At 69.2% G+C, this 10,364-nt stretch carries 11 protein-coding genes and 1 pseudogene; 9 read left to right on the top strand and 3 right to left on the bottom strand.

Going from position 1 to position 10,364, the window contains the following annotated elements:
• Positions 1–713 precede the first annotated feature (713 nt).
• Positions 714–1,445: an SDR family oxidoreductase gene (locus AOK11_RS27205; RefSeq protein ID WP_055596363.1), complete on the bottom strand. Its 732-nt coding sequence runs from the start codon at positions 1,443–1,445 to the stop codon at positions 714–716.
• A 362-nt stretch (positions 1,446–1,807) separates the two neighbouring features.
• On the opposite strand from AOK11_RS27205, the gene AOK11_RS43005 reads away from it, so the two are divergent.
• Positions 1,808–2,053 (top strand): hypothetical protein, encoded by a 246-nt coding sequence (locus AOK11_RS43005; protein ID WP_157869456.1) that lies wholly within the window; start codon positions 1,808–1,810, stop codon positions 2,051–2,053.
• Between the two features lie 130 nt (positions 2,054–2,183).
• On the opposite strand, the gene AOK11_RS45415 is transcribed toward AOK11_RS43005, so the two are convergent.
• The gene (locus AOK11_RS45415; protein WP_157869455.1) at positions 2,184–2,411 is read right to left on the bottom strand and encodes a hypothetical protein; all 228 of its coding nucleotides are present in this window, start codon (positions 2,409–2,411) and stop codon (positions 2,184–2,186) included.
• 832 nt (positions 2,412–3,243) lie between these two features.
• Between AOK11_RS45415 and AOK11_RS27195 the strand changes: the two genes are divergently transcribed.
• Positions 3,244–3,930 (top strand): SDR family oxidoreductase, encoded by a 687-nt coding sequence (locus tag AOK11_RS27195; protein ID WP_055596361.1) that lies wholly within the window; start codon positions 3,244–3,246, stop codon positions 3,928–3,930.
• Between the two features lie 91 nt (positions 3,931–4,021).
• A complete protein-coding gene (locus AOK11_RS27190) occupies positions 4,022–4,735 on the top strand; it encodes an SDR family oxidoreductase (RefSeq protein WP_055596360.1) in 714 nt (237 codons plus the stop codon).
• 18 nt (positions 4,736–4,753) lie between these two features.
• Here AOK11_RS27190 and AOK11_RS27185 read toward each other — a convergent pair whose 3' ends face one another.
• The gene (locus AOK11_RS27185; RefSeq protein WP_079035116.1) at positions 4,754–5,890 is read right to left on the bottom strand and encodes an alpha/beta fold hydrolase; all 1,137 of its coding nucleotides are present in this window, start codon (positions 5,888–5,890) and stop codon (positions 4,754–4,756) included.
• A gap of 263 nt (positions 5,891–6,153) precedes the next feature.
• On the opposite strand from AOK11_RS27185, the gene AOK11_RS40630 reads away from it, so the two are divergent.
• From AOK11_RS40630 to AOK11_RS45410, 6 genes and pseudogenes are all read left to right on the top strand, one after another.
• Complete coding sequence (locus AOK11_RS40630) at positions 6,154–6,471, top strand: putative quinol monooxygenase (RefSeq protein WP_079035115.1); 318 nt, start codon at positions 6,154–6,156, stop codon at positions 6,469–6,471.
• Positions 6,472–6,591: 120 nt separating this feature from the next.
• Positions 6,592–7,182 (top strand): VOC family protein, encoded by a 591-nt coding sequence (locus AOK11_RS27175; RefSeq protein ID WP_055596358.1) that lies wholly within the window; start codon positions 6,592–6,594, stop codon positions 7,180–7,182.
• A gap of 20 nt (positions 7,183–7,202) precedes the next feature.
• Entirely contained in the window at positions 7,203–7,853 is a 651-nt protein-coding gene (locus AOK11_RS27170) for a cysteine hydrolase family protein (protein WP_055596357.1), read from the top strand.
• A gap of 89 nt (positions 7,854–7,942) precedes the next feature.
• Positions 7,943–8,149, top strand: a complete 207-nt coding sequence (locus tag AOK11_RS40625) for a hypothetical protein (RefSeq protein WP_079035114.1) — start codon at positions 7,943–7,945, stop codon at positions 8,147–8,149.
• Entirely contained in the window at positions 8,136–9,635 is a 1,500-nt protein-coding gene (locus AOK11_RS27165; RefSeq protein ID WP_055596356.1) for an MFS transporter, read from the top strand. Before AOK11_RS40625 ends, AOK11_RS27165 begins: the two co-directional genes overlap by 14 nt.
• A 227-nt stretch (positions 9,636–9,862) precedes the next feature.
• Positions 9,863–10,364, top strand: a pseudogene (locus AOK11_RS45410) (integrase core domain-containing protein); the annotation flags it as partial.

Here is a 10,364-nt window from a genome sequence, read left to right as displayed (position 1 = left end):
GTGCAGGCGCCGGGTGCCGTGCTCGCCGAACGCCGGCGCGTATGGCCGCCTGCCGAGTGCGGTGCCGGGAGGGAAGAAGTCGGTCGCGATGATGCCCTCGGCCCGGGCTGTCGGGAACTCCGTCCAGGTCGGGCCGGTACGGCGCGGGGCCGGGTCGATGCCGGCCGTGTGGAGGATCCCCAGACCCGTGGGGCTGCGATCGGGCCGGTTCGCCCTGAACCCGCCTGTGCCCCCATCGCGGGTTCTCCCGGGCAGGCTGCAGGGTCGGCTTCCCGAGGGCGGCGCGGGTCGGTGGCCGTCCGGTGCGGGCGCGTCGGGCGCGTCGGGCGCGTCGGGCGCGTCGGGCGCAATAGTCCCCCTTCGCGGCGATCAACCCGCGATGCCGGACCGGCAGGGTCCCGGGCGTGACGGGGAAGACCTCACGCCGGTGGCCCCGGGGTATCAGGCTGGAGAGGGCGGCCGGCCAGAACCAGTCTGCGGGCTCGTAGCGGACAGGCCCTGCAAGCCGACGCCGTAGCACCGCATTCTCATGCCGCAGCACGAGCAGCTCGGCGTCCCTGGAAGTGTCGCGGCGCGGCAGCACCCCGGGAACGGACAGCAGCTTGCGGGCCACCGTGTACAGCATGGAGAGGATCACGGCGGACATGGTCCCAGCCGAGAACGCTCCACCGTCCTGACCTGCGGCGATGACCTTACGAGCCCCACAGGACCGTTCAGGAGAGCCAGTCGGTGTAGTGGGTGGGGGCGATGCGGGCGTCGTTCGGGGCGGTGAGGACGTCGCCGTGGGCGGCGGCGAACATGCCGGCGCTGTCGTCGGTGACGACAGAGCTCCCGTCGCTCTTGGCGGTCAGGGTGAGTCGGCCGAGTTCGTCGAGGGGGTAGACGTCGGGACCTGCGATGTTGAGGACGCCGTTCAGAGGGCTGTCTGCGGCGACTTCGGCGACAATGCTGGAGACGTCCGCAGCGGCGATCGGCTGGATTGGCGTGCGTGGCAGGCGGACGGTGTCGCCGTCGGCGGTCATGGCCAGGGTCGCGTCCATGAACTCCATGAACTGCGTGGCGCGGACGATGGAATACGGGATCGGCCCGGCCTTGAGAATGTTTTCCTGAAGCACCTTCGCCCGGTAGTAGTCCAGATCGGGCACTTGGTCCGCGCCGACGATCGAAAGGATGACGAAGTGCCCGACCCCGCCCTTCTCGCTCGCGGCAAGAAGGTTGTCCATTGAAGTCTGGAAGAAGGCGAGCGAGGCGTCGTCGAAGGTCGGGGAATTCGCCAGGTTGATGACGACGTCGGCGCCCGCCACGGCCGCCTCCAGCCTCTGGCCAGTGATGATGTCCACGCCGGTGGACAGGGAGTGCGGTACGGCTTGGTGCCCGGCCGCGTTCAGATTCTCCACGACCCGTGACCCGATCAGCCCGGTTCCACCGATGACCGCGAACTTCATGATCTAGCCCTCCTCCGACAACATTGTCCGACATGCGGCTTATCTGACCTTAACCTCCCTCTCTGTACGCCCAAACTCGGACACTCTCGCCCTCGGCGAGCGCGGCCACACCGTCGCCGCCCGCCTCGCCCCCTTGGCCGAGCTGCTGCGCGCCACGTTCACCCGTCACACCGTCACCGTCGGCAAATCTCCGTGTATCAGCGGCATCCACTGGAGGACGCCCCCGCCGCGGCCCTCGAGCAGGGCGACGTCCGGCAGGCTGCCTGAACCCGTTGGTGCCCTGGTCCTGTCCGACCGAGCTCCAGCCCGCGATGGGGTACGGGGCGGCCCGCACGGGGCTGCCCCCGTCGAGAGGCCACGTCATGGCTGACCGCCCCGTCCGCGTCTACCTGGTGATCAACCCGGGCCCGCTGTTCGGCGCCCGCCGCGTCACCTTCCCCAGCTCCGCCCCCGCCGGTTCCGTCGTCCGCGTCGACGGTCGTCTCATCCGCGTGCTGCTCACCGACACTGCGGGTGCCGATAAAGCATCCGTGCTGGTCATGCGGCATATCGGTACTCATGGAGGACTCCGCCGAGTCGATCGTGTCGACGGACGTCGAGGCGAGTGATCAGGCCCTGATCATTGATCGGTGCGGGTAGTGCGCACAGCGGCGCGGTGTGACCGAGCGTCCGGTGCGGTCGATGCTCGTTGTAGAAGTCCTCGAACTGACGCAAGGCGTGGAGGAGGTGGCTCTGGTTTTAGATCAGGGTGCGGTCCAACAGTTCGCGTCCGCAGGTTGGTATCCAGCGCTCCATGAGTGAGTTCGTCCTGGGCATGCGGATGCCGCTGATGGCGATTTTCAGCCCGGCGTCGGCCACCAGGGCGGCGACGGCGGTCGTGCACTTCGCGTCGCGGTCGCGGATCGGGAATCCGGCCCTGCTGCCGGCGTCCCGCAGGTCCATGAGGAGGGTGCGCCCGGGCTGCACGATCCACTGCGCGGTCGGGTGCGCGGTGGCGCCCGGGACCCGGATGCGCCTGGGGGCGTGCGCGAGGACGGCGAAGACCTACAGCCGCGCCCCGGCCAGGGTGCGGACCTCGAGGAGAGCGCGGGCGGGCGGTGCGTCGGCCCGGCTGCGCGGAAAGTCCGCCCGGATCGTGCTCTGCCGTGGGCGATCTCGTAGCGCACGAGATCGGCGGTCACGCAGATCCGAACGAAGTCAGCCTTCACGAGCACGCGGCCCGAGGCGGGATTTCCGACACGGTGCTCGGCGGTGACCAGCGGGATCCTGGTGTCGACCGGCAGGAGGCGCACCGCGGTGGTCGCGTAGCCGTGGCCCGAGGTGTCCTCGCGCAGGATGTAGGCGAGGTAGCCGGTGCTGTCGGTGGTGCTGAGCCGGACGACGCCGGTCAGGTCGCCGTACAGCCGATGCCGAGGCTGCTGCGATGGCCCGTCCTCGGGCTTCGTCCTCACGTTCGTGCGACGGTCGCTCTATGTGGATTGGTCGCCGACGGTGAAATGGACCCGTAGCCGAGCGCCGTCTCACGTGCGTCGCTGCGGCGTCCGATGCACGCTGGTGATGGAGAGGACTTCTTACGTGGGACCCTGCGTGCGCGACGGCCTGGTCGCCCCGGCACTGGCCCGAAATGTAGGTGAAGATCGAGAGTCGGCCTCCAGGTGTTGAGTCTCCCTTTGTGCGAGTCGCGCATGGACCCGGGGGGCGTGTCAGGACACGGTCCGGTTCAGGGCCTCCCATCGCAGAGTCGTCCCTCGCCCCAGTGCCTGCTGTGCTTGACAGGCGGCAGCGGGAAGGAAACGCGATGGAGGTCAAGGGATCGATCGCCCTGGTGACGGGGGCCAATCGTGGTATCGGACACGCGTTCGCCCGGGCGCTGATCGAGCGGGGAGCAGCCCAGGTCTACGCCGGTGTCCGCGATCCGTCGAGCGTGAGCGACGATGACCTTTCTGCGCTGCGCCTGGACGTCACCAAGCCGGAGGAGGTCGCCGCGGCGGCCGCGGCCGCCGGTGACGTCACCATCGTCGTCAACAACGCGGGCGTTGCCGGTTTTGAGACCGAACTGCTGACAGGTTCCTTCGACGGTGCGCGCGAGGCGATGGAGGTCAACTACTTCGGCACGTGGGCCGTGTCCCGTGCCTTCGCCCCGGTCCTGGCGCGCAACGGCGGTGGCGCGCTGGTGAACATGCTGTCGGCTGCCTCCTGGATGCCCCGGCCGGAGTACCCCGGGTATGCGGCGTCCAAGGCAGCCCAGTGGTCGTTGACGGGCGCGCTGCGGGAGGGCCTGCGCGAGCAGGGAACGCTCGTGATCGGGGTCCACGCCGGTTTCGTGGAGACGGACCTCAGCAGCTTCACGGACGCACCGAAAATCAGCGCGGCGGATGTAGCGGAGCAGACGATGGACGCCCTGGCGAACGACCGGGTCGAGGTGCTCGCCGACGAGCGGACCAAGCAGATCAAGCATGCCCTGGCGCAACCACTCCAACAGTGAGAAGAAGCCCGGACGGGACCGTGACGCCACAGCACAGGAGGATTCATGACCTCTGAACCACCTGGGGGGGCACAGCGCCGGCGGCCTGCCCTTGCTCGGGCAGACCCTCGTCGTCATCGGCGGGAGCGCGGGCATCGGGCGGGCGACCGCACGGCTCGCCCGCAACCAGGGCGCCTCCGTGGTCCTCACCGGACGGGACCCGGAACGGCTGCGCACCGCGGCCGAGGAGGCCGACGCGCTCAGCACCGCGGCCTTCGACGCCCACGACGCGGCGCAGCTGGAGCGGTTCTTCCAGCAGCTGCCAGGGCCGATCGACCACGTGATGGTCACCGCGGGCGGCCCGTCCTACGGCCGCCTTCTGGACATGGACGCCGAGCAGGCACGCCGGGCGATCAGCGACCACATGGTGCTCGCACTCGAGGTCGCGCGCCACTGCGCCGGCGCCGTACGGCCGGGCGGCACGCTGCTGCTCCTGGGCGGCACGGGAGCCCGCCGGATCCGGGCCGCTCCCGGTGTCGCCCCCGCGGTCACCGCCGCGATGCCCGCGTTCACGGCCAGTCTCGCACTCGAGCTCGCGCCGGTCCGGGTGAACCTGATCGCCGCCGGCTTCGTGGACACGCCGTTGTCGGCCCGCCTGCTCGGCGACGCGCTCGACGCCCGTCGCGAGGAGCTGCGCGCCGCGCTGCCCATCGGCCGTGTGGTCGTACCCGACGACGTGGCGGCGCTCGCCGTGCACATCATGACCAACACCGCACTCACGGGTGCGACCTACGACATCGACGGAGGCCAGCAACTCGTCGGCTGAGCCACACATCGATGGCGATCATTTGCCGAGCGTCGCGGCCGGCTGGGGTCGTGTGCTCCGGCCTTGGTTACGGTACGGGGCCAGGAACGTGGTCAGCGCCGCGAGCACTTCTTGGGGGGCTTCCTCGGCCACCCAGTGGCCGGTGCCGGGGATGACTACGCTCCGCACGTCGTGTGCGACAAGTTTCATGGTGCCGGCGACATTCTCGCCGAGGCTTCCCGCACCGCCGATCGCGAGGACGGGCAGGGTCAGCGGGCGCGCTCTACGTTGCTGGTCCTGCGCGCTGGTGGTGTCGAGCGCGCGGTACCACCCGAAGCTGCCGCGCAGGGATTCGTGCTGGGAGGCGAGGATGCGAACGTAGTGGTCGACAGCGTAGTCGGGGAGTTTTCGTACGGCCTTGGTGGCGAACTGCCAGCCGAAATAGATCCCTTCGCGTCCCCGGACGAGCTGTTCGTTCACGTCGGTGAGCCGGTTGAAGGGGATGTGCCACAGCCGGTTGTTGACCTGCGCGGTGCCGATCAGGGGCGGCGACGGGGTCGCGGCCGGGAGGAACGCCTCGGCGACGGCCAGGCGGGCGACGCGTTCCGGGTGGTCTGCGGCCAGCGCGTAGGCAATGGGCATTCCGGTGTCATGGCCGACCACGGCGAACCGCTGGTGGCCGAGCGCGTCCATCAGAGTGACCATGTCGCGTGCCAGGGTGCGGGTGTCGTATCCGCTCGTGGGTTTCTCGGTCAGCCCGATGCCGCGTTGGTCGACGGCGACGACCGTGAAGTGTTCGGCCAGTTCCGGCATCACCAGGCGCCAGGCGTACCAGGTCTCGGGCCAGCCGTGTATCAGGAGCAGCGGCGGCCCCTCGCCTCCGACGACCACGTGCTGGCGGATTCCATTGGCTTGGACGAAACGGCTGGTGAACGTCTTGGCGAACCCAGCCGGCAGGTACGGCGCCTGCCCGACGGAGCCGAAGCCTTCGGGCGTGGGTATGGATGTGGCCTGGGGTTGCGGGGCCCCGCCACGGGGCACTGTGACGGCGGTCAGCGCGACGCCTCCCAGGCCGAGTCCCAGCGCACCCGCACCGACCGTGCGCAGCACGTGGCGCCGGGGCAACCCGGCGTTGGTCTGGTCGTCGGAGTCGCCGTTCCCGGATGCCTGTGACATGGGCTCCCTTTCCGCTTCTGACGGGCGTGCTCAGTGACATGCAGTGACGCGTCGGATCGGTCGTCTCTGGCGTCGTGGTAGGGATCGCGACAGCGCACCATGCTTGCGGACGAGCATGTCCGCAGGTCGCACGTCTGCTGAGCTCATGCTGGGGCGCGCCTCCTGCCCCCGCAATCGGAGCCACGCGTGATGGCCCGGCCGCTGTCCGCGCGCGGGTCGCGGGATGCGTGGAGAGACGTGGGAGTGGCATGAAGGAGGCAGGAATGAGCCAGATGGCGCTTTGTGTCCGCTTCACGCTACGTGACGGTGCTGGTGAAGCGTTCGACGAGCTGGTCCGGGAGGCCGCTGCGGCGGTCCTCGAACGGGAGCCGGGCACCCTGGTGTACGCCTGCAGCGAGGTCGAGGGAGCGCCGAACCAATGTCTCTTCTTCGAGCTGTACGCCGACCGCGTAGCCTTCGACGAACACGGACCTCAGCCGCACATCCGTCATTTCCTGAGCGAAAGCGGGAAGTACGTGGAGAGAACGGAGATCGACCGCCTCCGACCGTATGCCGGCAAAGACCCCTCCAAATCTGCATAGCGGTTCGCAAGGCCCGGACTCCGGTACCGGCCGTGATCCCTCCTGGTGCGGCACAGCCGTGCCGACGCGACGATGGTGCCCCGCACCCACCAGTGAGGCCCCGGCGGAGAGGGCGGATTCATGAACGTGAACGACATCGACATGAAGGTCGAAGTGCTCGTCATATCGGTATCGGACGTCGAACGGGCGAAGGAGTTCTACGGCCGCCTCGGCTGGAGGCTGGACCGGACACCGCCCTCAGTCGTCCAGTTCACCCCGCACGGCTCCGCCTGCTCGGTCCAGTTCGGCACGGACCTGACGTCGGCCACGCCCGGTTCGGGCAAGGGGTATCTGATCGTCTCCGACATCGAAGCCGCCCGCACCGCGCTGGTTGCCGCCGGAATCGAGGTGAGTGCCGTCTTCCACCTCGGGCCTGACGGCCCGATCGAGGGCCTCGACCCGGAGCGACGAAGCTACTTCTCACGCGCCACCTTCCGTGATCCCGACGGCAACACCTGGCTGCTGCAGGAGGTCACTACCCGGCTCCCCGGGCGCGTCGATCCCGGCCCGACGTCCTTCACCTCCACGACCGATCTGGCGAGCGCGCTGCGACGCGCGGCTGCCGCCCATGGTGAACACGAGAAACTCACCGGCCAAGAGGATCCGGACTGGCCCAACTGGTACGCCCAGTACATGGTCAGCGAGCAGACCAGCGCCGAACCGCCCAAGTAGGGCCGGCGCAGGGAGGGACCATGGCTGAGACCTACGATCTTCGCCGCACGGCCGTTCTGCTGGTCGACCCCTACAACGACTTCCTCTCGGAGGGCGGTAAGGTCTGGCCGCGCCTGGAGCCCGTGGCCGGCAGCGTCGGTCTTCTGGACCATCTGCGCTCCGTGATCGCCGCCGCCCGCGAGAACGGTGTGCGCGTGGTGTTCGTGCCGCACCGCCGCTGGGAGCCGGGTGACTACGAGACGTGGGACCATCCGACCCCCTCGCAGCGGAAGATCCAGGAGTTCCACCACTTCGCCCGGGGTTCCTGGGGTGGGGAGTTCCACCCTGACTTCCAGCCGTGGCCGGGCGAGGTCGTCGTTCAGGAACACTGGGGGTCGAGCGGGTTCGCCAACACGGACCTGGACATGCAGCTCAAGCAGCACGGCGTCACCCACGTGATTCTTGTGGGCGTACTGGCCAACACCTGCGTCGAGGCCACCGCTCGTTTCGCCATGGAGCTCGGCTACCACGTGACGCTGGTCAGCGACGCCACCGCGGCCCTCAGCCCCGAGATGATGCACGCCGCTCACGAACTCAACGGCCCCACCTACGCCCAGGCCATCGTCACCACGGACCGACTCGTCACCGCATTCAACGGGTCCCGTGGTGACAGTCGGACTCGCCCGCGTTGAGGCTGCAGTGCCGATACGCAACACCTCGACATGCGGGCTTATCAGTCGAGGGCCAGATAGGTCTACACCTGCGGGTAGGGCCCTTCGGCATGAGCACAACACCGCCCGACATACGCCGGGTCAGCCTCCACACCGCCCTCGGAAGCGAGGCGGCCTGCACCGCCACCGCGTTCGGCGCCGGGTTCACCCTCGCCGCCGACCAGAGCGGCAGCGCGGCCCCGGTCAACAGGATGCGGGATATCCCAGGGACACTGGGCCGTGACTCCGTCGAAAGGAGCCCCCGTGAAACCGAGTAGGCGACAACCAGGCACGGCGACGTCAGCAGGCCAGCCAGGTCCGAGCCGGTGGCACGCCTTGTGGGTCACTCTGGTGGCGGGCTTCATGATCCTGCTCGATGTGACGATCGTCGCGGTCGCGCTGCCCTCGATGCAAAGGGATCTGGGCGCCTCCCCGGCCTCTGTGCAATGGGTGGTGTCCGGGTATGCGCTGACGTTCGCACTTGCGCTGGTGCTGGCCGGACGTCTTGGCGACGCGATCGGCCGACGCCGGATCTTCCTCGGAGCACTCGCGACCTTTGTCTTGTGCAGCATTGCAGCGGGGGCGGCACCGACGATCACCGTGCTCGTCATCGCCCGCATGGCGCAAGGAATCGCCGCCGGCTGCCTTGCTCCTCAGAATTCCGCGCTGATCCAGCAGATGTTCACCGGAGCCGAGCGTGCTCGTGCCTTCGGCCTGTTCGGCGCCGTCGTTGGTATCTCCAGTGCGGTCGGTCCGATCACCGGAGGCCTCATCCTCGCCTTGGCCACCGGACCCCAGGGCTGGCGCTGGATCTTCTTCGTCAACGTTCCCATCGGTGCCGTGGCACTTCTGCTCGGCTATCGGCTGCTGCCCCGCGTCGCCCCGGGCAAGAAGGGACACCTCGATCTGCCGGGTGTTGCCCTGCTTGGCTGCGGTGTCATGGCGGTCATGCTGCCGTTGGTCCTGGCCGACTCCGGCGGCGTGCGCCGTCTGTGGTGGCTCTTCCCAGCAGGGGCACTGCTGCTGGTCGGCTTCGGGTGGTGGGAGCGCCGAGTCGCAGCCCACGGCGGCGAACCGCTGCTGCATCCGCGGTTGATCACCGAAACCCGCGGCTACGCCACCGGTGCCGGCCTGGCGACGCTCTACTTCATGGGTTTCAGCGGTGTGTGGATCGTGTTCGCGTTGTTCTTCCAAAACGGCCTGGGCTATTCACCGCTGCAGTCCGGACTGGCCGTGACACCGTTCGCGGTGGGCTCCGCGGGCGCGGCCGTCGTAGCCGGACAGCTTGTGGAGCGGATGGGCAGGCTGCTGACCGTGCTCGGCCTGGTCGGCGTCGTTGTAGGGCTCGCCGCAGCGGCCCTGCTGCTCAGGTTCGCCCCGTCATCAGTCGCCGTCTGGGCCGCTGCCCCCGCCCTCGGCGTGGGCGGTATCGGCAGTGGTTTCGTCATCTCCCCGAATGTGACGATGACGCTGCGGGATGTTCCGGTGCGGATGGCGGGCTCCGCAGGCGGCGCGCTGCAGACCGGACAGCGGCTGGGCGGGGCAGTGGGGACGGCCGCACTGCCCGGCACGTACTACCTGGTTCTGGCTTCAAGCGGGGACGACTACCGGCAGGCCGTGGCAGCGTCCGTCGGTGTCGGCATCGCCGCCATCTTCGCGGCGTTGGGCATCGCGCTGATCGAGTGGCGTACCGACCGCGGCACAACAGCAGCCTCGTGCCCGCCCGAAGTCGCCCACAGTCATTGCCATGCCACCCAAAGCTGAGACCGGTCGGACTAGACCAATGCGCCGGCGCGCGCTCACCCTGCCACTACCCGAACGCGGCAATGCCTGGAAGCGCGGTGGCATCGTCGGCGGAGGCGCCTTCCTGGGCGGCATCTTGCATACCCTCCCCTTTCTGACCCCGGACTGTCCTGTGCCGTTCGGAAATTCGTCGCTGCTGCCCGGAGGGGGTCCGGCGCGCCACGAGGGCCTCCTGGAACCCTGCCCGGGTGATCGCCTCACTGGTGTATCGGGTGACGCGGAAGCCGCCGTCGGTCCCGGCGGTGCTGTTGCGTCGACGCGCGGCCAAGGATGCCGAGTCGTTGGTGCTGCGGCATGGGAACGCGGTGCCGCGCAGGCAGCTCGCCGGTCCGGTGCGGTACGAGCCGTCGGACCGGATCTGGTTCGCCGCGCCGTCCGCGTTGTTCCCGCGACGCCGATGGGCGCGGGTGTTCCCGGTCACGCCCGCGACCCTGCCCGCGTGGCACCGCAGGCTCGTCGCGGTCAAGTGGGACTGCAGCTAGCGCCGCTGGAGGCCAGGCAGGCCACCGACCGCCGGCACGGTGAAGGCGCCGGTGCTGCCACCGGCCCGGGAGAATCCGCGGTGGGGCTGTCGACGGATCCAGGGCGAACCCGCCCGCCTCGGACATCCGATCGGCACCACGACGGTCTGGGAGACCCCGACGGCCGCCGGCATAAAACCGGCCCCACGCCGCAGCGGGCCGGCACGGC

The organism is Streptomyces hirsutus, assembly GCF_001418415.1.
In the GTDB taxonomy this organism is placed as follows: Bacteria; Actinomycetota; Actinomycetes; order Streptomycetales; family Streptomycetaceae; genus Streptomyces; species Streptomyces hirsutus.
This window is presented reverse-complemented; position numbering and strand designations above follow the sequence as displayed.

What these genes read in the sequence shown, in the direction of transcription:
- AOK11_RS27205 (WP_055596363.1), bottom strand. Translation starts at nt 1,445, where the DNA reads ATGAAGTTCGCGGTCATCGGTGGAACCGGGCTGATCGGGTCACGGGTC.
- AOK11_RS43005 (WP_157869456.1), top strand. Translation starts at nt 1,808, where the DNA reads ATGGCTGACCGCCCCGTCCGCGTCTACCTGGTGATCAACCCGGGCCCG.
- AOK11_RS27195 (WP_055596361.1), top strand. Translation starts at nt 3,244, where the DNA reads ATGGAGGTCAAGGGATCGATCGCCCTGGTGACGGGGGCCAATCGTGGT.
- AOK11_RS27185 (WP_079035116.1), bottom strand. Translation starts at nt 5,890, where the DNA reads ATGTCACAGGCATCCGGGAACGGCGACTCCGACGACCAGACCAACGCC.
- AOK11_RS40630 (WP_079035115.1), top strand. Translation starts at nt 6,154, where the DNA reads ATGAGCCAGATGGCGCTTTGTGTCCGCTTCACGCTACGTGACGGTGCT.
- AOK11_RS27175 (WP_055596358.1), top strand. Translation starts at nt 6,592, where the DNA reads ATGAACGTGAACGACATCGACATGAAGGTCGAAGTGCTCGTCATATCG.
- AOK11_RS27170 (WP_055596357.1), top strand. Translation starts at nt 7,203, where the DNA reads ATGGCTGAGACCTACGATCTTCGCCGCACGGCCGTTCTGCTGGTCGAC.
- AOK11_RS40625 (WP_079035114.1), top strand. Translation starts at nt 7,943, where the DNA reads ATGAGCACAACACCGCCCGACATACGCCGGGTCAGCCTCCACACCGCC.